The organism is Streptomyces mobaraensis NBRC 13819 = DSM 40847, from assembly GCF_017916255.1.
Classification (GTDB): Bacteria; Actinomycetota; Actinomycetes; order Streptomycetales; family Streptomycetaceae; genus Streptomyces; species Streptomyces mobaraensis.
The window spans coordinates 5,021,411-5,043,961 of record NZ_CP072827.1 but is presented as its reverse complement, the minus strand read 5'-3'; the positions used below and the strand labels follow the sequence as shown (position 1 = coordinate 5,043,961).

The following is a 22,551-nucleotide window of genomic DNA, read 5'->3' as shown; positions in this document are numbered from 1 at the left end:
CCACCGCACGCTCGCTGAAAGGCCACCTCCGTGACCGTGAACACCGACAAGGCGCAGGACCCGGGCGACGCCCGCCCCGAATCCGGCGCCGCCTCCGAGCCCCTCAAGGCCGTCCCCGTACGCCACTACGGCCGCTGGGTGTCGGCCGTCGCCGCCCTCGCCGTCCTCGGCCTCCTGATCAACGCGTTCGCCCAGGGCGACGTCAACTGGGGCACCGTTCCCGACTACTTCTTCGACGGCGACATCCTCAGGGGCGTCCGGAACACCATCACCATCACCATCCTGTCCATGGTGGTGGGCGTGGTCCTCGGCGTCATCCTGGCCGTGATGCGGCTCTCCAAGAACCCCGTCACCTCCTCGATCTCCTGGTTCTACATCTGGTTCTTCCGGGGCACGCCGGTCTACGTCCAGCTGCTGCTCTGGTTCAACCTCGGACTCGTCTTCAAGTACATCGACCTCGGGCCGATCTACAAGGACTACTGGTCGTCGTTCATGACGCCCTTCCTGGCCGCCCTGCTCGGACTCGGCCTCAACGAGGCCGCGTACATGGCGGAGATCTGCCGCGCCGGCCTCCAGTCGGTCGACGAGGGCCAGACCGAGGCCGCGCACGCGCTCGGCATGAGCCACACCAAGACGCTGCGCCGGGTGGTGCTGCCGCAGGCGATGCGGGTGATCGTGCCGCCGACCGGCAACGAGTTCATCAACATGCTCAAGACCACCTCACTGGTGATCGCGGTGCAGTACTACGACCTGCTCCAGGCCACGTCCAACGTCGGCCAGACCTCGGGTGCGACGGTCGAGATGCTCTTCGTCGCCGCCGCCTGGTACCTGGTGCTCACCAGCGTGCTGAGCGTCGGCCAGTACTACCTGGAGCGCCGGTTCGCGCGCGGTTCGACGCGGAACCTGCCGCCCACCCCCCTGCAGAAGATCGTCAAGGCCAACCTGCTCTCGTTCGGCAACCGCCAGGCCGGAGGCTCCGCATGACCGCCACCCCGATGGTGAAGGCCGAAGGCGTTCACAAGTCCTTCGGCGCCGTCCAGGTCCTCAAGGGCATCGACCTGGAGGTCGCCCCGCGCGAGGTGTTCTGCCTCATCGGCCCCTCCGGCTCCGGCAAGTCGACCTTCCTCCGGTGCATCAACCACCTGGAGAAGATCAACGGCGGCCGGCTGTACGTCGACGGCGAGCTGGTCGGCTACCGCCAGCAGGGCAACAAGCTCTACGAGCTGAAGGACCGCGAGGTCGCCGCGCAGCGCCGGGACATCGGCATGGTCTTCCAGCGCTTCAACCTGTTCCCGCACATGACGGCCGTGGAGAACGTCATGGAGGCGCCGGTCCAGGTCAAGCGCGAGACCAAGTCCGTCGCCCGGGAGCGGGCGCTGAAGCTGCTGGACCGGGTCGGGCTCGCCGACAAGGCGGGCAACTACCCGTCCCAGCTCTCCGGCGGCCAGCAGCAGCGGGTCGCGATAGCCCGGGCGCTGGCGATGGAACCCAAGCTGATGCTCTTCGACGAGCCGACGTCGGCGCTCGACCCGGAGCTGGTCGGCGACGTCCTCGACGTGATGCGCGACCTCGCCGAGGAGGGCATGACCATGGTGGTGGTCACGCACGAGATGGGCTTCGCCCGCGAGGTCGGCGACTCGCTGGTCTTCATGGACAACGGCGTCGTCGTCGAGTCCGGTGACCCGCGCGAGGTGCTCACCAACCCGCAGCACGAGCGGACGAAGTCCTTCCTGTCCAAGGTGCTGTAACTCGAACGCCGGACGGCGGTCGTACGGAACATGGTTCCGGGCGACCGCCGTCCGGCGTTTACGGACACCAGTTCGCCTACGGCGCGGGTGGCCGGAAAGTGCGTCCCGCCTGCCCACCCGTCGTACGCTGTAATAGCCTCGTTGCATCGACATCCATTACCCATCGGGGCTCGGCCCCGGGCCGACCACCGAAGGACCCCCCGTGGAACTGGCCTCCTACGCGGACTACGCCGTCCGGCTGGTCAACACCGAGGCGCCCGTGCGCGGCACCGACACCCTGACCTCGCTCGACGGCGCCCGGGACATGTTCGGACCCGGCTCGCAGATGGCGCGCAGGCTCACCGACGGCGACGTCACCCGGCTGCGCGGCGTCCGGACCCGGCTGCGCGCGGTCTTCGAGGCGGCGGCCGAGGGCGACGAGGTACGGGCCGTGGACCTGCTCAACGCGCTGCTGATGGAGTTCCCCGTCAGCCCGCAGATCTCCGGCCACCAGCAGCGCGACGAGGCCGGCCGCCCGGACTGGCACCTGCACATCGCCGACCACGCCGCGAACTCGGCGGCCGGCTACACGGCCACGGCCTGCATGGGCCTCGCCGTCCACCTCACCGGGCTGGGCGTGGACCGGCTGGGCATCTGCCAGGCCCCGCCGTGCCGCAACGCCTACCTCGACACCTCCACCAACCGCTCCCGCCGCTACTGCTCCGACCGCTGCGCCACCCGCGCCAACGTCGCCGCCTACCGGGCCCGCAAGCGGCGCGAGAGCGGCAGCCCCAGCAGCCCGGAGGAGCGCACCGGCCGGACGGCCGAGGCCGCCCACGAGAGCAGCGCGCCCGCCGACCGCTGACCCGCCTGCGGCAGCGGGCGCAGCCGCATCCAGGCGCGGGCCACGACGAGCTCGTCCGGCACCGCGCCGAACTCCCGGCTGTCGTTCTCGACCAGGGGGTTGTCCCCGGTGACCCACCAGCCGCCGTCGCGCCGCTCCACCGCGCGCTTGACGATCAGCAGGTCCTGCCGGAACGGGTGCCGCAGCACCACCACGTCCCCCGGACGCACGCTCGCGCCGTACTGCACCACCAGCTGGTCGCCCGGGTTCAGCGTCGGGACCATCGACGGGTTGTAGACCTCGGCCAGCCCGATCCGCAGCAGTCCGCGACGCTCGCGGTCCAGCCCGTACGCGGGCTCGTCCAGTCGCTCCTGCACCTCGGCTCCTCACTCCCGTCCTTCGCCGTCCGGTCCCAGCCTGACACCGGTCTTTCGTCCTAAGCCCCACGGGGTACCCGGGAAAAGCCTTCCCGCACCGAGTAATCTCGCACCTGAGAAGACGATCACGAGGAAGGACAGCACCACTATGCTTTCCCGCCTGTTCGCCCCCAAGGTGAAGGTCAGCGCCCACTGCGACCTGCCCTGCGGCGTGTACGACCCGGCCCAGGCCCGCATCGAGGCGGAATCGGTCAAGGCCGTCCAGGAGAAGTACCAGGCCAACGAGGACCCCCACTTCCGTGCCCGCGCCACGATCATCAAGGAGCAGCGCGCGGAGCTCGCCAAGCACCACGTCTCGGTGCTGTGGAGCGACTACTTCAAGGCGCCGCACTTCGAGAAGTACCCCCAGTTGCACCAGCTGGTCAATGACACCCTGAAGGCGCTGAGCGCCGCCAAGGCGTCGACCGACCCGAAGACGGGCGAGAAGGCGCTGGAGCTCATCGCCGAGATCGACCGTATCTTCTGGGAGACCAAGAAGGCGTAAGGTCTCCCCCTTCGTCCACCGTCGGCGGGGCGCTCGACGCGTCACACCGGCGTGCGGTGGCACACGGGAACCCGAGGGGCCCGGCCGGATCACCGGCCGGGCCCCTCGCCGTCGTCATGGGCGTGCGGGAGCCACGGCGGTCGTGGACGTACGGCGGTCACGGGCGTACGGGAACGGGTGCGCGCCGCGGAGCGGGCGCCCCGGCGGTCGCGCACCCTCGTGCGGCTACCGGTATGGCGGCTACTTCGGGAGCACCCACTTCAGGGGCTCCTTGTAGAAGCCCCGCCGGTACGTGATGTGGGTGACCTTCTTCCCCTGCGGCACCACGAAAGGCTGACAGAAGGTGCGCTCCTCGCCCTTCTTCCACGCCTTGCCGTAGTCGGCGCTCTCGCAGTCCGCCGGGGTCCCCGGAAGCTGCCCGATGGTGATCAGCGGCCGGCCCGGCTCGCCGCCCTGCACCAGGGTGCCGATGTCGGTGGTCACCATCGGCGGCCGCATGGGCGCGTCGGCGTCGGCCAGCTTGGCAGTCAGGTAGGCGAAGGCGACGGTCTTCCCGGCGAACTTTTTGGCGTCGGAACCGCCTTGCAGGGACTCGGGCTTGCCCATCACCACCTTCTGGCCGGTGACGACGAACTTCCCCTTCTTCTTGTCCGACTCCAGTTCCTGCTCCTCCGGGCTGGGCTGCCCGGCGGGGAGTTCCTTGGCCCCGGCGTCCGCCTTGGTGTCGGCCTTGGTGTCCGCCTTGGTGTCCGCCTTGGCGTCGCCGGATTTCCCCTTGTCGGCCGCGTGGCCGGACGAACCGCAGGCGGTCAGCGCCAGAGCGGCCACGACGGCCCCCGCGGTGAGCGCCGCGCGGCGGGGTGCCGCGGCGGTGAGATCTGCGAACTGGCTGAGCAAGATGTCCCCCGTTTGTTCCGTGGTGCCGTTCCGGATCCGAATCCGGAAACGGCGACCGAGTTTACGCATCCGCCCGCGCGAGGAAGCCGGCAGGGGTTCGCCACGGAAGGGCCGGAGAAGAGGAATCCGGATATCGGGGACGGTTTCGGTGAAGTTCCGGGACACCGCCGGGACTTCGCGCTTTCGGGATCGCCCGGGCATTCGCGGGACCGCCCGTGTTCCGCGCGCTCGGCCGATTCCCGCCAATTCCGGTGCGATTCTCCATGCCGCCGACCGGATACGCGGAGGAGGGCCGCGTCCGTCCGGGCCGCCGCCGGGCCGCCGCGCCGCGCCGCGTGTAAATCCGTTGCGGACCACCCGCCGTCCGGGCAGAGTCGGAGACATCGCTTACGCATCTCCCGGTGCGCAGGAGACGGTTACTTCGTTTCGGGAACGGGTGGTTGCGGGTTCGAATCCCGTCCGGGGCTCAGGGCCCCGGTAGCTCAACGGCAGAGCACCATGTACCGTCCCCGCCTCCGATCTCGGGAGAGCGTAAGCGCTACCGCAACGCACCTCCCGGTGCGCGGGCCACGGCTCCTTCTTTGCCGGAAACACGCCGTGGCCGGACCTGATCTCGGGAGGCGCGGCACCGGGGCGTCCGGTGTGCCGGTCCGCGGCTACTTCGGGTTCGACTCCCGCACGTCACCGTCCCGTCGACACGGGACCGGCGACGTGCTGCCCACTCCTGGCGGGCGATCCGCGGCCATTCGTTCTCGGGCGCCACGGACCGCCGTCCCGCCTCCCTCCCACCGCCACACACCGACGAGCCGTCAGCCGGCTCTCCAGGGGGGTTCCGCTTCTCATGTCCCGTTTCAACGCCCGCGCGCGCCGCCGCGGGGCCGCCACGTCGCCCGTCGCCACGACGGGCGCCACGGCCGTCAACCACCAGGGCGGCACCGGTCACCTGCGCGAGGCCCGCGGCGAGCTGTTCCTGCTGGCCGTCACCAACACCGTCGCCCAGGACACGTTCTACGAGGGCGGCGGGGAGCGCGACGACCGGTTCGCCGGTCTCGTGCGCCGGCTGGCGGTCGAGGACCCCGAGTGGACGGCGCGGCTGCTGGGCTGGCTGCGCGCGGACGGCGGCATGCGGACCGCGTCCCTCGTCGGCGCGGCCGAGTTCGTCCACGCGCGGCTCGCGGCCGGCGGGGCGGCAGCGCCGGCGGCGGGCCCGTACGGCAACCGGGGCGTCGTCGCGTCCGTCCTGCTCCGCCCGGACGAGCCGGGCGAGATGCTGGGCTACTGGACGTCGCGGTACGGGCGGGCGGTGCCGAAGCCGGTCAAGCGCGGCGTGGGGGACGCGGTGCGACGGCTGTACCACGGCAGGGCGCTGCTCAAGTACGACACCGCGAGCAAGGGCTTCCGCTTCGGCGACGTGCTCAACGTCGTCCACCCGGCGCCGGATCCGGCCAAGCCGTGGCAGGGCGAGCTGTTCCGCTACGCGCTGGACCGCCGGCACCACCCGGAGGACGCCGTACCGCCGGCCGCGGACCCGGTGCTCACCGCGCACCGGGAGCTGATGGCCGTCCCGGTGGCGGAGCGGCGGGCCGTGCTCACCGGCCCGGGCGGCGCCGAGCGGCTCGCCGCGGCGGGCATGACGTGGGAGGCGCTGGCCGGCTGGCTCCAGGGGCCGCTGGACCGGGCGGCCTGGGAGGCCGTCATCCCGTCCATGGGCACCATGGCGCTGGTCCGCAACCTGCGGAACTTCGACGAGGCGGGGGTGGGCGACGAGGTCGCCGCCGCCGTCGCCGCGCGGATCGCCGACCCGGCGGAGGTGGCGCGCTCCCGGCAGTTCCCCTTCCGCTACCTGGCCGCCCACCGGCACACCGGCTCGACGCGCTGGGCCGACGCGCTGGAGCGCGCGCTGTCCCACTCGCTCGCCAACGTCCCCGCGCTGGACGGCCGGACGCTGGTGCTGGTCGACCGGTCGGGGTCGATGTTCGGCGGGATCAGCGAGCGGACGCGGCTGAACCGGGCCGACAGCGCGGCGGTCTTCGGCACGGCCCTCGCCCTCCGGGCGGCATCGGCCGACCTGGTGGAGTTCGGCACGACGAGCCGCCGGATCCCGCTGGCGCCCGGCGACTCGGTGCTGCGGGCGACGGAACGGTTCGGCGACCTGGGCGGCACGAACACCGCGGACGCGGTACGCCGGCACTACGCCGGACACGACCGCGTCGTGATCGTCACCGACGAACAGACGGCCCCCGGCGGTCCCTACGACGCCACGGCCGCCGTCCCGCCCCACATCCCCGTCTACACCTGGAACCTCGCCGGCTACCGCACCGCCCACGCCCCCTCGGGCACCGGCGACCGGCACACCTTCGGCGGTCTCGACGACGCGGCCTTCCGCGCGATCCCGCTGCTGGAGGCGGGCCGGGACGCGGCGTGGCCGTGGGAGGGGTGAGACGGAAGGGACGTTCGCGACACGAGAGTCGCCGTAGTCGTCATGCCTCCGCCACCCCCGCCAGGGCCGTGCCGAAAGCGCGGAGCCGGGCCGTCGCCGCGTCGCGGTGGCGGATCAGGCCGAGGGCGGACGGGGGGAGGCCGTCGACCGGGACGAACGCCAGGTCGTCGCGGGCCTGGTAGGTGCCGGTCGGCCTGCAGAGCAGCATGCCGCCGCGTCCGGCGGCGGCCAGGGTGATGCCCTCCTGGAGGGTGGACACCGCCGGGCCCGCCGGGACCGGCCGCCCGCCCGGGGTGACTGACGGTGCCTGGGCCGTCCGCCAGTAGGCGGGGGCCGGGGCGGCGGGGCCGATGAGGGGGCAGTCGGCGAGGTCCTCGGCGTCGAGGCGGCGGCGGGACGCGAACGGGTGCCGTACGGACACCGCGAGCGTCTGCTGCTCACGGGAGAACACCGGGCCCAGCGTCAGGTCGGGTTCCGCGACCGGCAGCAGGACCACGGCCGTGTCGACCTCGCCCCGGCGCACCGGGCCGAACGGGTCGGCCAGCGGGATCTCCGCGATCTCGATCTCACAGCCGGGGTGCCGCTCCCGGAAGGCGTGCACGGCCGCCATGACCGTACGGCCGGCGACACCCTGGAAGCCGACGCGCAGAACGCCCTCGACGCCGCGCGCCGCGTCGCGCGCATCGCCGACCGCGCTCCTGAGGGCGTCGTAGGCGGGGCGCAGGTCGGTGAGGAAACGTTCACCCAGGGGGGTGAGCGCCACGCGGCGGCTGGTGCGGTCGACGAGGCGCGCGCCGACGCGGCGTTCCAGCGCGCGCAGCAACTGGCTGACCCTGCTCTGCGAGACGAACAGCCGCTCGCCCGCGCGCCCGAAGTGCAGCTCCTCGGCAAGGGCGAGGAAGCACTCCAGCTCCCTCAGGTCCAGTCCGCCCACCGCGTCCTCCCGCATGCCGTCTCCCACCGCCGTCATCGATGAGTCCCGCTCATGGAGCGGTGAGGGACCGGCCGTTGTTCCCGGCCCGGCCCGTGCGGAGGCTGGGGGCATGGCGAAGATCAGGAACGCGGGAGGGTGGCCGGCCGTGGCTGCCGTGGCGGCGAGCACGTTCTCGGTGGTCACCACCGAGATGCTGCCCGTCGGGCTGCTCAGCCCGATCGGGGCGGGACTGGGGGTATCGGACGGGACGGCCGGACTGACCATGACACTCCCCGGCCTGGTGGCCGCCGCGGCCGCGCCCGTGCTCACGGTGTGCGCGGGACGGCTGGACCGGCGCGTCCTGCTGCTGACGCTGATGGGCCTGCTCACCGCGGCCGACCTGCTCTCCGCCGCCGCGCCGGGGATCGAGGTGCTGCTGGGACTGCGGGTGCTGGTGGGTGTGTGCATCGGCGGGGTGTGGGCCATCGCGGCCGGGCTGGGCCCGCGCCTCGTCCCGTCCCGCGCCGCCGGCCGCGCCACCTCGGTGATCTTCAGCGGGATCGCCGTGGCCTCCGTACTCGGCGTTCCCGCGGGCACGCTGGTGGGCGGCCGGGCCGGCTGGCGGGCGGCCTTCCTCGTGATGGGGGCGGTGGCGTTGCTGGCCACGGCCGCCCTGGCGGTGGTCCTGCCGCCGCTGCCACCCCGGGGCGCGGCACCGTCGCACGTCCTGCCGGCGCTCCTGCGCGCCCGCCGGGTCCGCGCGGCGCTGCTGGTCGTCCTGCTGCTGGTGTGCGGGCACTTCGCAGGCTACACCTTCGTCCGCCCCGCGCTGGAACGGATCCCGGGCACGGGCGCGGGGACGGTCGGCGGCCTCATGCTCGCGTACGGCGTCGCGGGGGTGGCGGGCAACTTCCTGGCCGGCACGGCGGCCGTACGGCACCCTCGCCGCGTCCTGGCGGTCGTCGCGGTGACCCTGGGGGCGGTGATACCCGCCGTGTCCCTGACGGCCGGCGGGACGGCGGGGGCGGCCGCGCTGCTCGTGGTGTGGGGGCTCGCGTACGGGGGTGTCTCGGTCGGCACGCAGACCTGGCTGTCGGCCGTCGCACCGGAGGCCGGGGAGACGGTGTCCGCGCTGTTCGTGGCGGTGTTCAACGTGGCCATCGCGCTGGGCGCGCTGCTGGGCGGCCGGGCGGTGGACGCGGTGTCCGTGCCCGCCGCCCTGTGGCTGGGAGGGCTGCTGGCCGCGGCGGCGGTGGTGCCGTTGGGGGCGGCGGGGGGCGCGGGGAAGGGGCGTTGGGGGCGTTCGGGGGGCGCGGGGAAGGGGCGTTGGGGGCGTTCGGGGGAGGTGGAGGAGGAAGCTGAGGCGCGTGCGTCTGCGTGCTGATGGGGTGGCGGTGCGGCTTGGCGTGCCGAAGCGGTGGTCGTGACGCCGTGGCCGCCACGTGCCGGGCTCGCGGGCCGTGCCGGTGGCGGCGTTCCCCGGTACGCCGCGTGGCGACACGCCGGCGGCCCGCCGGTCCGTTCGGACCCGCGGGCCGTCCCTGCCGGAGCCTCCCGGTAGCTCCTGTGCCGCGCTGTCGGCTGCCTCTCCGCCGCCCCCCGTCAGCTCTTGCGGCCGAGCGCCTGACCGGCGACCACCGCCGCGAGGGCGACGACGAGGCCGACGACCTGCCAGACGGTGAGGACCTGGTCCATCGCCACCACGCCGATGACCGCGGCGACCGGCGGCCCGACGAGGCTGAGCAGGGAGACCGAGGTCGGGGCGAGCCGTCCGATGCCACGGAAGAAGAGGGGGTAGGCGGCGGCGGTGGCCACGACGCCGATGTAGGCGTAGCCGGCGATGTTGGCACCGGTCAGGTGCGACGGAAGTCCCTCGCCCAACAGCGTGAAGGGCTTCAGGAGCACGCTGGCGACGGTGAGCTGCCAGCCGGTCATGACCAGGGGACTCTCACCGCTGCCCCACTTCTTGGTGAGCACGATGGACAGGCCGATCAGCCCCACCGCGAGCAGGGCCGCCGCGACGCCGAGCGGATCGAGCGCGGCCCTGCCGGTGAGCGTCATCAGGGCCACGCCCCCGACCCCGGCGACGGCCGCCAGCAGGACGGGCGGCGAGGTGCGGACCCGGAGGACGAGGAGCGAGAAACCGGCCACCATCAGCGGCTGCACGGCACCGATCGTGGCGGCCACCCCGCCGGGGAGCCGGTAGGCGGCGAAGAAGACGAGCGGGAGGAAGGCGCCGAAGTTGAGGATCGCCAGCACGGTCGACTTCCACCACCACGAGCCGTGCGGCAGCTTGCGGTTGTACGCCAGCAGGACGAGTCCGGCGGGCAGCGCGCGCAGGGTGGCGGCGAGCATCGGGCGGTTGTCGGGGAGCAGCGCGGCGGTCACCGAATAGACGGTGGCCCAACTGGCGGGTGCCAGCGCCGTGAGCAGCAGGTCCTTGACGTCCGACCCGGCGGCGGGCCCCTTGGCGGCGGTGCCGCGACCGCTCGCCCGGTCCGCGCCGGGAGTTCCGGAGGCGCCGGTCGCTCCGCTCATGCCCGCCGGTACGTACGTGGTCCCCTGCATGCCGTTCTCCCCTCATTGATAATCTCAACGTTGAAATAACAACACGCAACTTCAATGAACGTCAACTATCTGAACGTTGAGATTTTCAAGGGAGAGACATCCATGGCCATCGACGCAGTGGACAGCGTGATCGAGCAGTGGGCACGCGAACGCCCCGACGTGGACGTCTGGCCGACCGGAGTGATCAGCCGGGTGCAGCGCCTCTCGCGCCTCCTCGACAAGGAGCTCAAGGCGTTCTTCGCCCAGCACGACCTGGAGGTCTGGGAGTTCGACGTCCTGTCGACGCTCCGCCGCTGCGGCCCGCCCTACGAGCGGACGGCGGGCGCCATCACCAGCGCGACCATGGTCACCTCGGGCGCGATCACCAACCGCGTGGACCGCATGGAGGCCAAGGGCCTGGTCGAGCGCGTCCGCGACACCACCGACCGCCGCACCGTCCGCATCCGGCTCACCGAACACGGCTACCGCCTCATGGACGAACTGATCGCCCTCCACGCCGCGAACGGCGAGCGGATCCTCTCCGCCCTCAGTCGCGAGGAGTGCGACCGCGTCGCGGAGGCCCTGCGCGTCCTGCTGGTACACCTGGGAGACCGGCGTCTGGAGTGACCCCGCCGGCGGTCCACGGGCCGGCGCACGAGGGGAAGCCCCGGGGCTGCCGCCGCGAAGGGGACGGCGGCACCTCGGCCCCAAGGCGGCTCCCCGACCGGCCCGTCCCGCACCGGGCGGGGGATCACATCCGCCACCCGCACCCCCACCACCACACCCCGCACACAGAACCCAACCATCACCCGCCGGACAACCCCACGTTCCTCCCCCGTCACACAACCCCGTGATCGTTCCCGGCATGACCGCATCGATCCGGGCCCGCCGCACGGCCGTCGCCGTTTCCGCGACCGCCGCCGCCCTCGCCACGCTGGGCACGACCACGACGGCCACCGCCGCTCCCGTGCAGGACGCCGCCCAGGCCACCGCGTCCCCCGCGCACACCTCCGGCACCGCCGGTCTCAAGGGCGTCGACTACGCCGCCTGGCAGCGGGACGTACAGGCCGCCGTCGACCGGGCGGCGCCGTACGTCCGCGAGCGCACCGCGCAGGCCCGCGCCGAGAAGCAGGCCGTGGTCCTGGACATCGACAACACCTCGCTGGAGACCGACTTCCACTGGACGTACCCGACGCCGGCCGTCGCCCCCGTCCGCGAACTGGTCCGGTACGCGCACGAGCGCGGCGCCGCCGTCTTCTTCGTCACCGCGCGCCCCCGCCTCCTGGGCTCGCTCACGGAGGACAACCTCAAGCGCGTCGGCTACCCGGTGGACGGCCTCTCCGTACGCCGCCTCCCCGACCTGTTCCGCGACGTGAGCGCCTACAAGACCGCCGAGCGCGCGAAGATCGAGGCCAAGGGCTACAAGATCATCGCCAATATCGGCAACAACACCACCGACCTCTCCGGCGGTCACGCGGAACTCACGGTCAAGCTCCCCGACTACGACGGCAAGCTGTCCTGAGCCCGGCCGCCCGCGGGCTACTGGGGAGCCGGCCGCCCCTCTGCCTAGACTGTTCCTCTCGGGCGTGACGACGCCCGGCAGGGACGGGAGAGCGACAGTGACGGCAGGCGTCGGCAGATTCGAGAGCCCCGAGGGGGCCGTCGAACGGAGCGCCGCCGACCCGTCGGCGGACGTATTGGGCGAGGCCGCCGCCGCATTCGGGCTGCTCGCCTCCCCCGCCCGGCTGCACCTCGTGTGGGCCCTCGCCCAGGGCGAGAGCGACGTGACCGGGCTGGCCGAACGGGTCGGCGGCGCGCTGCCCGCCATCAGCCAGCACCTCGCCAAGCTGAAGCTCGCCGGGCTGGTGCGGTCCCGCCGCGAAGGGCGCCGGGTCGTCTACCTGGTGGACGACCCACACGTGGTGACCATCGTCCACCTCATGGTCGACCATCTCTCCGACCGCCGGGCCGAACCGGCGCCCCGGTCCCGGTCCGGCGCCGGTTCCGGACGCCTCCGTGGCCTGGGCGCCTGAGGTCGGCCAGGCCGGCCCCACCCTTCACGCGCTGCGGGAGCTGGGCAGCGGCCCGCGCGGTCTGACTGAGGACGAGGCCGCCCGCCGGCTGGCCGAAGCCGGCGAGAACGTGCTGCCCGGCCGCCGCCCGCCCGGTGCCGTCCGGCGGTTCGTGCACGGCCTGCGCGACCCGTTCACCGCCGTCCTCCTCTGCCTCGGCCTGGTCTCCGCCGCGGTCGCCTCCTGGGGCACCGCCTGTGTGATCAGCGTCCTCGTCACCGTCAGCTGCGCCCTCAGGACCGTCGGCGAACACCGCGCGGAACGCGCGGCGGCGGCGTTGCGGGACCTCGTCCCCACCACCGCCACCGTCCGCCGCCGCCCCGCGCCCGACGCGCCCCCGGCCCACCGGGAGCTGCCCGTCGGCGAACTCGTCCCCGGCGACGTCGTCGTCCTCTCCCCCGGCGACCTCGTCCCGGCCGACCTGCGCCTGCTCCGCACCACCGGCCTGACGGTGCACGAGGCCGTCCTGACGGGCGAGTCGACGCCGGCGGAGAAACGGGCCCCGGACCTGGCGGCGGGCGCGCTCCGGTCCGTGCCCGCCACCGAACGGGACGCCCCCGGCCCCGACCCCGCCCACCTCTGCTTCCAGGGCAGCAGCGTCCTCTCCGGCACCGCCACCGCCGTCGTCGTCGCGACCGGGGCCGCCACCCGGCTCTCCGGGGCCCTCCCGGGTGCCGCGGCCGGGAACGGCGGGCGCCGGGTCACGCCGTTCGACCGGTCCGTCAACGGGATCGCCTGGACGCTGATCCGGTTCATGCTGCTGACCGCGCCCCTGGTGCTGGTCGCGAGCGCGCTGCTGCGCGGCCGGGGGATGGAGACGCTGCCGTTCGCCGTGGCGGTGGCCGTCGGGCTGACGCCCGAGATGCTGCCCGTCGTCGTGACGGCGGCGCTGGCGCGCGGCGCCGCCGGTCTGGCGCGCGGCGGCGAGGTGATCGTGCGGCGCCTCCCCGCCCTCCACGACCTGGGCGCCGTGGACGTGCTGTGCGTGGACAAGACGGGCACCCTCACCCAGGACCGGCCCGTCCTCCACCACGCCGAGGACGCGTACGGGCGCGACGGCGAGGAGGCGCTGCGCTGGGCGGCGGTCAACGCCCTGTGGACGCTGCACCTCGCCGAACTCCCGGTACCCGACGCCCTGGACGAGGCCGTCCTCGACGCGGCGGGCGAGGACGCCCTGCTGGCCGCCGAGGAGGAGTACGAGGGGATCGCCGCGCTCCCCTGCGCTCCCGGGCGCCCCCTGTCCACCGCCGTCGTCCGGCGCGCCGGTGACCCGCGGTTCGGCCTCGCGGGGGTACACGTGCTCGTCGTCAAGGGCGCCCCGGAGGACGTCCTGGAGCGCTGCGCCCTCGAACCGGCGGAGCGCGACCGCCTGTCCCGGCGGGCGGCGGACCTGGCGGCGGACGGGCTGCGCGTGCTCGCCGTGGCCCGCGCCGAACGCCAGTCCCGCCCCCGCCCCTACGGCCCCGCCGACGAGCACGGCCTGGAGTTCACCGGTTTCCTGGCGCTGCACGACGCCCTCGCCCCCACCGCCGCCGAGGCGCTGGCCGTCCTCGCGGACCGGGGCATAGCCGTCCGGGTCCTCACCGGCGACCACCCGGGCACGGCCGCCCGTGTCTGCCGCGACCTCGGCCTGGACCCGGGCGAGGTGGTGACCGCCGACCGCGTCGACGGCCTCACCGACGCCGAACTGGCCGGGCTCGCCGACCGGACGACGGTCTTCGCGCGCTGCTCCCCCGAGCACAAGGCCCGCATCGTCCGCGCCCTGCGCGCGAGCGGCCGCACCACCGGCTTCCTCGGCGACGGGGTCAACGACCTGGCCGCCCTGCACGCCGCCGACGTCGGCGTCTGCCCCCGCGCGGGCGTCGACGTCGCGCGCGAGGCGGCGGACGTCGTCCTCGCCTCCAAGGACCTCACGGCCCTCGACCGGGCGGTGACCGCGGGCCGGCGCAGCACCGGCAACATCGCCGCCTACCTGCGGATCACGCTCTCGTCCAACTTCGGGAACGTCATCGCCATGCTGGCCGCCGGGCTGCTCCTGCCGTTCCTGCCGATGCTCCCCGCCCAGGTGCTGGTGCAGAACCTCTGCTTCGACGCGGCCCAGCTCGCCCTGGCCTTCGACCGCCCCGCCCCCGCGGCGCTGCGCCGGCCGACCCGGCTGCGCCCGCGCGACCTGCTGCGGTTCGTCACGGTCTTCGGCCTCCTCAACGCCGCCGCCGACCTCGCCACGTTCGCCGTCCTGGCGTTCGCCGTACGGTCGCTGGGGGACGACGGCGGCCAGGAGGCGTTCCACGCCGGGTGGTTCACCGAGAACCTGCTGACGCAGGCGATGGTGATGTTCGTCCTGCGGTCCGGCCGGCACCTGGCCGAGGGCCGTCCCCCCGGTGCCGTACGGCTCGCCACCACCGCCCTGGCGGTCGTGGGGCTGCTCCTGCCGCTGTCGCCGCTGGGCCCGCTCCTGGCCATGACCGGGCTGCCGCCGCTGTCCTACGTCCTCCTCGCCACCGTCCTGACCGCGTACGGCGCGGCGCTCACCGTCGCGCGGAACCGGTACGGGCGGCGGGTCGGGGGGTGAGCGGGGCGCGGTACGGAGCGGTCCCGGACAGGGGGTGCGGGGGCGCGGAAGGCGCGCTCACCAGTCCCCGCCCCCGAAACCACCCCCGTCCCCTCCGCCACCGAAGCCACCGCCGTCGCCCCAACCGCCACCGAAGTCACCGGAGTTGAAGTCGCTGCCGGAGAAGTCGCCCCCTTCGGGGCCGGTGTCCGTGGGAACGCCGCCGAAGTCGGACGCGTAGGCGGGACCGCTGAGCATGCTGCCGAGCATCGTGCCCACGAGCAGACCGGGCAGGATGCCGCCGCCGAAGTAGCCGCCGGCCCACGGGGCGTAGGCGGGGCCGGCGTTCCAGTACGGCTGCGGGCCCTGGGCGGTCTGGACCGTGCGGGACGCGGGGTCCTCGCCGTCGGCGACGCGCGTCGCGTCGGCCCGGCAGGCGGGGACGGTACGCGGCGCGCCGCCCGGGGGCGCCCACTGGACGTCCTCGACGGACGGGCCGTGGCGCGGGTCGAAGAAGCAGGGCAGCCGGCGCTCGGGCAGCGGCGCGCCGGTGCGGCGGGCGGCGAGGGTGGCGAGGGCGAACCGGCCGTTGTCCAGGGCCTCGGTGACGGCCGTGACCTCCTGGGGCCTGGCCGCCGCCGCGATCCGGCGCTTGGCCTCCTCGTAGGCGTCGAGGGCCTGTTCGTAGTCGTGCCGCATGGCGTCCGTGGCGCCGGGCTCCGACGGCGAGAAGTCGAGGCGGTCGAGCTCCTCGCCGAACGCGGTGATGTCCTCGTCGACGACGACGCGCAGGGCGTCCAGTTCGGCGCGCTCGCGCTCCTCGCGCTTCTTCTTCGCGCGCCGGTAGAACGCGTAGGCGCCGCCCGCGCCGGCGACGACGATCGCACCGATGACGATCAGGCCGGTGGAGCCGCCCCCGGAGCCCGAGCCGCCCCACGAGTCGGGGGCGTGCCCCCGGGCGGTCTTGATCGCGCCGTCGACGAACGCGTTGAGCTCGGTGCTCGCGTTGGCGTTGTCGTTGCGGCGGACCGAGTCGCGCAGGTTGGCGACGGCGTTGTTGGACATCACGCGCCGGTCGGCGCCGGCGTTGAACTTGTCGCCGAGCCGGATGGCGTAGACGCCGCTGATGCCGACCTTCCCCCGCAGGTCTCCCAGGACGGTCGCCTGGGGGAAGTCCGGCGTGTTCGGCAGGACGGCGACGAACACCGGCTTGTCCGCGTCCTTGATCTTCTTGGCCAGGGCGTCGGCGTCGGCCGAGGAGAGCTGGGAGGACGCCCGGGGGTCGACGTAGACGGGGCTCTTCTTGAGCCCCTCGGCCACCTCGTTCAGACCGGTGGCGGCGTGGGCGGGCGGGGCGAGGGCCGCGCCGCCGGCCACCAGCAGCAGCGCCGCGACGAGCCCCGCGAAGAGGGCCGGCAGGGGCCGGGGAAGGGCCCTGGGAGTGGCGGACATGACGGTGCTCCTCGGAGAGGCGTACGGAACGGACGTATACGTGGCGGACCGGGTGACGGCCGACGCGGCGGCACTTCGCCGGAATCTCGAACTTACTCCGCGTTCACTGAAACAACGGGCCATTCGGGCACTCGGTTCCCCTGGCAGCTCCTCCGGCACCGTCATGGCACCCCGATGTCACCCATAGGACAGACCGGGGCAGGGCTTGTCGTCCGCCGGGCTCACGGCGGAGACGTCCGTGGACACGCCCGTGGACCCGCGCGGCGGATCCGCCGCGACCGGCGCCGCCGCCCCCTCCGCCGCCGTGCCGAAGTCCCGCCCCAGGGTGACGGAGATGCCGGAATCGGCGGTGCCGCGCACGAACGCGCCGGGGAAGAGCCGGGCCAGCGTACGGGCGCGGCCCGCCTGCCCCGGGCCGAACTCGATCACCGTGGTGCCCGCGTCGCCGGCCTCGGCCGTCCGCGGGCCCGTGACCGTGTAACCGTGCCGCCGGAGGAGCGCGGCGGCGCGGGCGGCCAGTCCGTCCGCGTGCGTCGCGTCGGCGAGGGAGACCCGGACGCCCGCGCCCTCCCCGTCCCCCGGCGCGCCTTTCGCGCCTCCCCCGGCCTTCGGGTCCGCAGAGCCCCCGGAGCTTCCGGGTGATCCCTTGTCCCCCACCGCCCGGTCGTCCCGCAGCGCCGCCCACAGCGCGTCCGCCTCCGGCTGGACGACCGCCACCCGGTCGCCCTCGTACCGCCACGGCATCGTCACGAACGCGATGTCGTCCTGGTCGATGCCCTTGAGCGACCGCGCGAAGGACACCAGCTTCTCCACGGAGCCCAGCCCCGGGTCCACGGTGAGGGATTTGGTGGCGGCGTCCGCCAGCGGGAGCAGCGTCGCCGGATCGAGCCCCCGGGACCGCACCTTCTTGATCAGGGCGGCGACGAACGCCTGCTGGCGGCGGATGCGCCCGATGTCGGAACCGTCGCCGAGCCCGTGCCGCACCCGCACGTAGTCCAGCGCCTTCCGCCCCGACACGGTCTGCCGCCCCTTCCTGAAGAGGAGGTCACCCCGGCCGCCGCGGTTCGGGTCGAGGTCGCCCTCGTAGACGTCCTGCGGCATGCAGACCTCGACGCCGCCCACGGCGTCGGTCAGCGCGGCGAAGCCGGCGAAGTCCACGACGACGGTGTGGTCCACGCGCAGTCCGGTGAGCCGTTCGACGGTGTTCTGCGTGCAGGCGGGGTTGCCCCCGGCCGTACCGCCGACCGAGAAGGCCGAGTTGAACATCGCCCTGTCGCGCGCGGCGGTCCAGCTCCCGTCGGGCAGCCGGCAGGGCGGGATCTCGACGAGGGTGTCCCGGGGGATGGAGACGACGGCGGCCCGCTCCCCGTCCCCGTACACGTGCAGCAGGAAGGCCGTGTCCGAACGGCCGACGCGTCCGGTGCCGCCGCCCAGGTGCCGGTTGCCGCCGGCGCGCGAGTCGGAGCCTATGACGAGGACGTTGTCGCCGGCGGCGGAGCCGGGACGGTCCCGGGCGATGCCGTCCGCGTCGAAGACGCCGAGGTTGCCGTCGAGCCGCAGGTACGTCCAGCCGGCAGCGGCCAGCAGCAGTATCAGCAGCGCCAGCGACGCGCCGCCGAACGTCCGGCCGCGCCGCCGCTCCCGGCCGCCGCCCCCTCCGCCCATCCCGAGCCCCCCAGCCCCTCCACGCCCCCGCCTCTCAAGGGCGCGTTCTTGATGTCCCTCGAAGACTCATCCCCAAAGACGGACGGAAGTCACCTCTGGTTGCCCGGTTGCGCAAAGCTGCAAGTAAAGTGAGTGGGCCGCGGAGGACCGCTAGACCGCGGCGACGGAGAACGCAGAGAAAGCAGGTGGCCGACGTGCTGCGCAACGCCCTCGAACCCTGGCACCTCATCATCGTGGTGCTCGTCCTCGTCGTGCTCTTCGGCTCGAAGAAGCTGCCCGACATGGCGCGTGCGCTCGGCAAGTCCGCGCGCATCCTCAAGAGCGAGGCCAAGGCCATGAAGGAGGACTCGGCGCCCGGGGCCGCCGCCACGGGGTCCGCCGCCACCGAGGCCGCCTCCACACCGGGCGGCAGCACCAACCCCGTCATCCCCACCACGGTCGAAAGCTCCCGCTGACCTCGGCGTCACCTCGTATTGCGCTGCCGTACACCCTCACTTGGTGAGCTTCCTCCGGCCGGGCACACCGCCGGCCCACGAGGAAGGAAAACACCATGGGTTCTCGTCCGTACGGGCGTCGTCTCGCCTGGGGCGCCGCCGCACTGCTCGTCGCCGGTGTCGCGGTGCCGGCCGCGGCCTCCGCCTCCGACGCCGGCCGCACGGACCGGACGGCCGAGTCGGCCGTCGCCGCCCAGGCCCACGGCCCGAAGAAGGCCAAGAACGTCATCCTGCTCATCGGTGACGGCATGGGCGACTCCGAGATCACCCTCGCCCGGGACTACACCGTGGGCGCGGCGGGCCGGCTGAACATGGACAAGTTCCCCATGACCGGCGCCTACACCACCTTCTCCGTGGACAAGAACGGCAAGCCGGACTACGTCACCGACTCGGCGGCGAGCGGCACCGGCTGGGCGACCGGCCACAAGACCGTCAACGGCCGGATATCCAAGACGCCCGGCACCGACAAGCCGATGACCACGATCCTGGAGCTCGCGCAGCGCAACGGGCTCGCCACCGGCAGCGTCACCACCGCGGAGCTCACCGACGCCACCCCGGCCGTCCTCGCCTCGCACGCCACCGACCGCAGCTGCCAGGGCCCGGCCGACATGAAGGAGTGCCCGAACGACCGGATCGCCAAGGGCGGCCCCGGCTCGATCGCCGAGCAGAGCGTCAACCACAAGGTGGACGTCCTCCTCGGCGGCGGCAAGCAGCGCTTCGACCAGAAGATCACCGAGGGCCGCTACAAGGGGCTGACCGTCACCGAGCAGGCCCGGAAGCTCGGCTACCAGGTCGTCACCGACGCCAAGGGCCTCGGCAAGGCGCGGGCCGACAAGCCCGTGCTCGGCCTGTTCGCCCCGGGCAACGTCCCGGTCGAGTGGACCGGCAAGCCCGCCGCCCAGGGCGGCACCGCGCCGCAGCGCTGTGTGACGAACAACCCGGAGCGCACCGCCGGCACGCCCACCCTGGAGGAGAAGACCAAGAAGGCGCTCCAGCTCCTGGAGCAGAAGCAGCACGGCAAGAAGGGCTTCTTCCTGCAGGTCGAGGGCGCTTCGATCGACAAGCGCGACCACTCGGCCGACCCGTGCGGCCAGATCGGCGAGACGGCCGCGCTGGACCGCGCGGTGAAGGTCGCCCGCGCCTACGCGGACCGGCACCCCGACACTCTGGTCGTCACCACCGCCGACCACGGCCACACCAGCCAGATCGTGCCGCTGGAGGCCACCCCGCCCGGCCTGTCCTCGACGCTCGTCACCGACGAGGGGCAGCAGCTCAAGGTCAACTACTCGACCAACACCCCGGGGAAGTCCCAGGAGCACACCGGCACCGAGGTCCGGATCGCGGCCCAGGGGCCGCTGGCCGAGCGCGTCCTGGGCGTGACCGACCAGACCGAGCTCTTCACCACCATCCGCACGGCGCTCTCCCTGCGCTGATCACCCGGGCCGGCCGCCGGGCCGGCCCTGGCTGACCACCGGTCCCGTGGGGCCCGGCCGACCGGAGGAACCCGGAGGCCGGGCCCCACGGGCTCTCCTGTGGGTTGTGCCAGTTATCCCGCCGGAACGTTGGTGGAATGCTCATCGCTCCGGGGGCGGGCGCGGTCAACACTGGGGGTTCGGATCATTCGCCCGCAGGAGGAACCACCGATGTCCGGGTCGCGCGTCATCGCCCTCGGTCACTATCAGCCCGCCAAGGTGCTCACCAACGACGAGCTGGCGGCGATGGTGGACACGAGCGACGAGTGGATCCGCTCCCGCGTGGGCATCCGCACCCGGCGGATCGCCGGACCGGACGAGACCGTGGACGCCATGGCCGGCGAGGCCGCTGCCAAGGCCCTCGCCCTGAGCGGCCTCGACCCGGCCGCCATCGACCTCGTTCTCGTCGCCACCTGCACCGCCGTCGACCGCAGCCCGAACACGGCCGCCCGTGTGGCGGCCCGGCTGGGGCTCGCCTCCCCGGCCGTGATGGACGTCAACGTGGTCTGCTCGGGCTTCACCCACGCCCTGGCCTCCGCCGACCACGCCATCCGCGCCGGTGCGGCGACGAACGCCCTGGTCGTCGGGGTGGAGAAGTTCACGGACGTGGTGGACTGGACCGACCGCTCGACCTGCGTCCTCGTCGGCGACGGCGCGGGCGCCGCCGTGGTCTCCGCCTCGGAGGAGCCCGGCATCGGCCCGGTGGTCTGGGGCTCGGTGCCGGACATGGGGCACGCCGTGCGCATCGAGGGCACCCCCTCCCGGTTCGCCCAGGAGGGCCAGTCCGTCTACCGGTGGGCCACCACGCAGCTGCCGCCGATCGCCCGGTCCGTCTGCGAACGGGCCGGGGTCACCCCGGAGGAGCTGGCGGCGGTCGTCCTCCACCAGGCCAACCTGCGGATCATCGAACCCGTCGCCCGCCGCATCGGCGCCGTCAACGCCGTGATCGCCACCGACGTCACCGAGTCCGGCAACACCTCGGCCGCGAGCATCCCGCTCGCCCTCTCCAAGCTCGTCGAACGCGGCGCCATCCCGTCCGGCGCACCGGTGCTGCTCTTCGGCTTCGGCGGCAACCTCTCGTACGCGGGCCAGGTCATCCGCTGCCCGTGACGCGGTGACCCCGGTCCGCCGCGCGGTCGCGACGGGTCGCCGACGAGTCGGGCGCTAGGGCGATTCCCGCAGGTAGAGCGCTCCGCAGGAGTGGCAGATGGGAACCTTGCCGGTGCCCCAGAGATCGACGGAGCGGACGGCCGCGCCCGGGTCGAGCTCGTGGCCGCACATCCCGGTCAGGCCGTCGCCCTCACGGACCACGTGCCACGTCTTGACCGCGGGGTCGATGTCGTCCGGCGAGCTGCCGTCCGCGTATTCGGCGCGCAACTCGTGTTCCATACGCCCTCCTCCTGGTGCTCCCCGTGCTCCACGATGCGCCGGACACCGTGCGGCCGCCACCGATGCCGGGAGCCGCCCTCAGAACACCGACCAGCCCGTCAGCGTGGTGAAGTGGTCCAGCGCGGCGACGCCCGCCACCGAGTTCCCCCGCGCGTCCAGCCCCGGGCTCCAGACGCAGAGCGTGCAGCGCCCGGGTATGACGGCGATGATGCCGCCGCCCACTCCGCTCTTGCCCGGCAGACCCACCCGGTAGGCGAAATCGCCGGCGGCGTCGTAGGTGCCGCAGGTCAGCATCACGGCGTTGATCTGCTTCGCCTCCCGGCGCGGCAGCAGCCGGGTGCCGTCGGCCCGCAGCCCGTGGCGGGCCAGGAAGCCGCTCGCCAGGGCCAGGTCCCGGCAGCTCATCTCGATGGAGCACTGCCAGAAGTAGTGTTCCAGGACCGTGGGCACGGGGTTGTCGAGGTTGTCGTAGCTGGCCATGAAGTGGGCGAGGGCCGCGTTCCGGTCGCCGTGCTCGGACTCCGACCTCGCCACCGCGGGATCGAAGGACACCTCCGGATTGCCGCTCTCGGCGCGCAGGAACTCCAGCATCGTGGTGCTGGCGTCGCCCGTCAGCGTCTGCAGCCGGTCGGTGACGACCAACGCTCCCGCGTTGATGAACGGATTGCGTGGAATGCCGTTCTCGTATTCGAGCTGCACGAGGGAGTTGAAGGCATTTCCGGACGGTTCCGTTCCGACCCGCTCCCAGATCTTGTCCCCGCCCTCGGCCAGGACGAGCGCCAGCCCGAAGGCCTTGGAGATCGACTGCACGGAGAACGGCCGCTGCCAGTCCCCCACGCCGTAGACGCCCCCCGAGACATCGGCGACCGCCATGCCGAACTGGCCGGTGTCCATCCCCGCCAGGGCCGGAATGTACTGGGCCGCCTGACCGCGGCCCACCAGCGGGCGCGCGAACGCGGCTACCTCTTCGAGGACGGCCTGGTAGTCCACTGGCGTGCGCTTTCTGTCTCCGTACGAACGTGCGACATCCGGCCTGCGGCCGAATCGGCTCGCACGATATCCGAACACCCCGATAACCTGCGAACTTTTCGGTAGAACAGGGCCATTCAGGCGTATACGACAGGGCGTGCGCCATCGGAACCGTCGAGGAGCACAGGCTGTGGCCGC

Annotated in this window: 21 protein-coding genes and 1 tRNA gene; 14 read left to right on the top strand and 8 right to left on the bottom strand. The window is 73.3% G+C overall.

Annotated features, from left to right (window positions below; all coding sequences use genetic code 11):
• The first annotated feature begins 30 nt into the window (after positions 1–30).
• The 3 genes from J7W19_RS21850 to J7W19_RS21840 all read left to right on the top strand — a co-directional run bounded on the left by J7W19_RS21850 (position 31) and on the right by J7W19_RS21840 (position 2,592).
• Complete coding sequence (locus tag J7W19_RS21850; RefSeq protein WP_004937676.1) at positions 31–984, top strand: amino acid ABC transporter permease; 954 nt, start codon at positions 31–33, stop codon at positions 982–984.
• Positions 981–1,748, top strand: a complete 768-nt coding sequence (locus tag J7W19_RS21845) for an amino acid ABC transporter ATP-binding protein (protein ID WP_040887376.1) — start codon at positions 981–983, stop codon at positions 1,746–1,748. Before J7W19_RS21850 ends, J7W19_RS21845 begins: the two co-directional genes overlap by 4 nt.
• A gap of 202 nt (positions 1,749–1,950) precedes the next feature.
• Positions 1,951–2,592, top strand: coding sequence for a CGNR zinc finger domain-containing protein (locus J7W19_RS21840; protein ID WP_004937672.1), 642 nt, complete (start codon positions 1,951–1,953; stop codon positions 2,590–2,592).
• On the opposite strand, the gene sodX is transcribed toward J7W19_RS21840, so the two are convergent.
• A complete protein-coding gene (sodX, locus tag J7W19_RS21835) occupies positions 2,484–2,948 on the bottom strand; it encodes a nickel-type superoxide dismutase maturation protease (protein ID WP_004937670.1) in 465 nt (154 codons plus the stop codon). The two genes, J7W19_RS21840 and sodX, sit on opposite strands and share 109 nt — an antisense overlap.
• A gap of 148 nt (positions 2,949–3,096) precedes the next feature.
• Here sodX and sodN point away from each other — a divergent pair, with 148 nt between their 5' ends.
• The gene (sodN, locus tag J7W19_RS21830; RefSeq protein ID WP_004937667.1) at positions 3,097–3,492 is read left to right on the top strand and encodes a superoxide dismutase, Ni; all 396 of its coding nucleotides are present in this window, start codon (positions 3,097–3,099) and stop codon (positions 3,490–3,492) included.
• Between the two features lie 240 nt (positions 3,493–3,732).
• On the opposite strand, the gene J7W19_RS21825 is transcribed toward sodN, so the two are convergent.
• Positions 3,733–4,389: a hypothetical protein gene (locus tag J7W19_RS21825; protein ID WP_004937665.1), complete on the bottom strand. Its 657-nt coding sequence runs from the start codon at positions 4,387–4,389 to the stop codon at positions 3,733–3,735.
• A 397-nt stretch (positions 4,390–4,786) separates the two neighbouring features.
• Between J7W19_RS21825 and J7W19_RS21820 the strand changes: the two genes are divergently transcribed.
• Both J7W19_RS21820 and J7W19_RS21815 read left to right on the top strand, forming a co-directional pair.
• A tRNA-OTHER gene (locus tag J7W19_RS21820) sits at positions 4,787–4,856 on the top strand.
• Positions 4,857–5,230: 374 nt separating this feature from the next.
• Entirely contained in the window at positions 5,231–6,829 is a 1,599-nt protein-coding gene (locus tag J7W19_RS21815; protein WP_004937664.1) for a TROVE domain-containing protein, read from the top strand.
• A 40-nt stretch (positions 6,830–6,869) separates the two neighbouring features.
• Here J7W19_RS21815 and J7W19_RS21810 read toward each other — a convergent pair whose 3' ends face one another.
• Positions 6,870–7,799 carry a LysR family transcriptional regulator gene (locus J7W19_RS21810; RefSeq protein WP_004937662.1) on the bottom strand — a complete coding sequence of 310 codons (930 nt, stop codon included), beginning with the start codon at positions 7,797–7,799 and terminating at the stop codon, positions 6,870–6,872.
• A 73-nt stretch (positions 7,800–7,872) separates the two neighbouring features.
• On the opposite strand from J7W19_RS21810, the gene J7W19_RS21805 reads away from it, so the two are divergent.
• Positions 7,873–9,126 carry an MFS transporter gene (locus J7W19_RS21805; protein WP_004937660.1) on the top strand — a complete coding sequence of 418 codons (1,254 nt, stop codon included), beginning with the start codon at positions 7,873–7,875 and terminating at the stop codon, positions 9,124–9,126.
• Positions 9,127–9,344: 218 nt separating this feature from the next.
• Here the strand turns inward: J7W19_RS21805 and J7W19_RS21800 are convergent, their stop codons facing one another.
• Complete coding sequence (locus tag J7W19_RS21800; protein ID WP_004937657.1) at positions 9,345–10,310, bottom strand: EamA family transporter; 966 nt, start codon at positions 10,308–10,310, stop codon at positions 9,345–9,347.
• 102 nt (positions 10,311–10,412) lie between these two features.
• Between J7W19_RS21800 and J7W19_RS21795 the strand changes: the two genes are divergently transcribed.
• The 4 genes from J7W19_RS21795 (at position 10,413) to mgtA (ending at position 14,933) form a co-directional block, all read left to right on the top strand.
• Positions 10,413–10,916 (top strand): MarR family winged helix-turn-helix transcriptional regulator, encoded by a 504-nt coding sequence (locus J7W19_RS21795; protein ID WP_004937655.1) that lies wholly within the window; start codon positions 10,413–10,415, stop codon positions 10,914–10,916.
• Between the two features lie 238 nt (positions 10,917–11,154).
• Complete coding sequence (locus J7W19_RS21790) at positions 11,155–11,811, top strand: HAD family acid phosphatase (RefSeq protein WP_004937654.1); 657 nt, start codon at positions 11,155–11,157, stop codon at positions 11,809–11,811.
• Positions 11,812–11,908: 97 nt separating this feature from the next.
• On the top strand, positions 11,909–12,322 hold the full coding sequence (locus tag J7W19_RS21785; protein ID WP_004937652.1) for an ArsR/SmtB family transcription factor: 414 nt from the start codon (positions 11,909–11,911) through the stop codon (positions 12,320–12,322).
• A complete protein-coding gene (mgtA, locus tag J7W19_RS21780) occupies positions 12,306–14,933 on the top strand; it encodes a magnesium-translocating P-type ATPase (RefSeq protein ID WP_004937648.1) in 2,628 nt (875 codons plus the stop codon). The genes J7W19_RS21785 and mgtA overlap by 17 nt, the downstream gene beginning before the upstream one ends.
• Positions 14,934–14,990: 57 nt before the next feature.
• On the opposite strand, the gene J7W19_RS21775 is transcribed toward mgtA, so the two are convergent.
• Complete coding sequence (locus J7W19_RS21775) at positions 14,991–16,364, bottom strand: hypothetical protein (protein ID WP_004937645.1); 1,374 nt, start codon at positions 16,362–16,364, stop codon at positions 14,991–14,993.
• Between the two features lie 177 nt (positions 16,365–16,541).
• On the bottom strand, positions 16,542–18,029 hold the full coding sequence (locus tag J7W19_RS21770) for an LCP family protein (RefSeq protein WP_004937642.1): 1,488 nt from the start codon (positions 18,027–18,029) through the stop codon (positions 16,542–16,544).
• Positions 18,030–18,223: 194 nt separating this feature from the next.
• Here J7W19_RS21770 and tatA point away from each other — a divergent pair, with 194 nt between their 5' ends.
• The 3 genes from tatA to J7W19_RS21755 all read left to right on the top strand — a co-directional run bounded on the left by tatA (position 18,224) and on the right by J7W19_RS21755 (position 21,105).
• Positions 18,224–18,484: a Sec-independent protein translocase subunit TatA gene (gene tatA / locus J7W19_RS21765; RefSeq protein ID WP_040887405.1), complete on the top strand. Its 261-nt coding sequence runs from the start codon at positions 18,224–18,226 to the stop codon at positions 18,482–18,484.
• A gap of 95 nt (positions 18,485–18,579) precedes the next feature.
• Complete coding sequence (locus J7W19_RS21760) at positions 18,580–19,956, top strand: alkaline phosphatase (protein WP_004937638.1); 1,377 nt, start codon at positions 18,580–18,582, stop codon at positions 19,954–19,956.
• A 210-nt stretch (positions 19,957–20,166) separates the two neighbouring features.
• Complete coding sequence (locus J7W19_RS21755) at positions 20,167–21,105, top strand: beta-ketoacyl-ACP synthase III (protein WP_004937635.1); 939 nt, start codon at positions 20,167–20,169, stop codon at positions 21,103–21,105.
• A gap of 54 nt (positions 21,106–21,159) precedes the next feature.
• On the opposite strand, the gene J7W19_RS21750 is transcribed toward J7W19_RS21755, so the two are convergent.
• Together J7W19_RS21750 and J7W19_RS21745 are read right to left on the bottom strand one after the other, a co-directional pair.
• A complete protein-coding gene (locus tag J7W19_RS21750; RefSeq protein WP_004937631.1) occupies positions 21,160–21,384 on the bottom strand; it encodes a hypothetical protein in 225 nt (74 codons plus the stop codon).
• A 78-nt stretch (positions 21,385–21,462) separates the two neighbouring features.
• The gene (locus J7W19_RS21745; RefSeq protein ID WP_004937626.1) at positions 21,463–22,374 is read right to left on the bottom strand and encodes a glutaminase; all 912 of its coding nucleotides are present in this window, start codon (positions 22,372–22,374) and stop codon (positions 21,463–21,465) included.
• Positions 22,375–22,551 lie beyond the last annotated feature (177 nt).

What these genes read in the sequence shown, in the direction of transcription:
- J7W19_RS21845 (WP_040887376.1), top strand. Translation starts at nt 981, where the DNA reads ATGACCGCCACCCCGATGGTGAAGGCCGAAGGCGTTCACAAGTCCTTC.
- sodN (WP_004937667.1), top strand. Translation starts at nt 3,097, where the DNA reads ATGCTTTCCCGCCTGTTCGCCCCCAAGGTGAAGGTCAGCGCCCACTGC.
- J7W19_RS21815 (WP_004937664.1), top strand. Translation starts at nt 5,231, where the DNA reads ATGTCCCGTTTCAACGCCCGCGCGCGCCGCCGCGGGGCCGCCACGTCG.
- J7W19_RS21810 (WP_004937662.1), bottom strand. Translation starts at nt 7,799, where the DNA reads ATGACGGCGGTGGGAGACGGCATGCGGGAGGACGCGGTGGGCGGACTG.
- J7W19_RS21805 (WP_004937660.1), top strand. Translation starts at nt 7,873, where the DNA reads ATGGCGAAGATCAGGAACGCGGGAGGGTGGCCGGCCGTGGCTGCCGTG.
- J7W19_RS21800 (WP_004937657.1), bottom strand. Translation starts at nt 10,310, where the DNA reads ATGCAGGGGACCACGTACGTACCGGCGGGCATGAGCGGAGCGACCGGC.
- J7W19_RS21795 (WP_004937655.1), top strand. Translation starts at nt 10,413, where the DNA reads ATGGCCATCGACGCAGTGGACAGCGTGATCGAGCAGTGGGCACGCGAA.
- J7W19_RS21790 (WP_004937654.1), top strand. Translation starts at nt 11,155, where the DNA reads ATGACCGCATCGATCCGGGCCCGCCGCACGGCCGTCGCCGTTTCCGCG.
- J7W19_RS21775 (WP_004937645.1), bottom strand. Translation starts at nt 16,364, where the DNA reads ATGTCCGCCACTCCCAGGGCCCTTCCCCGGCCCCTGCCGGCCCTCTTC.
- J7W19_RS21770 (WP_004937642.1), bottom strand. Translation starts at nt 18,029, where the DNA reads ATGGGCGGAGGGGGCGGCGGCCGGGAGCGGCGGCGCGGCCGGACGTTC.
- J7W19_RS21760 (WP_004937638.1), top strand. Translation starts at nt 18,580, where the DNA reads ATGGGTTCTCGTCCGTACGGGCGTCGTCTCGCCTGGGGCGCCGCCGCA.
- J7W19_RS21755 (WP_004937635.1), top strand. Translation starts at nt 20,167, where the DNA reads ATGTCCGGGTCGCGCGTCATCGCCCTCGGTCACTATCAGCCCGCCAAG.
- J7W19_RS21750 (WP_004937631.1), bottom strand. Translation starts at nt 21,384, where the DNA reads ATGGAACACGAGTTGCGCGCCGAATACGCGGACGGCAGCTCGCCGGAC.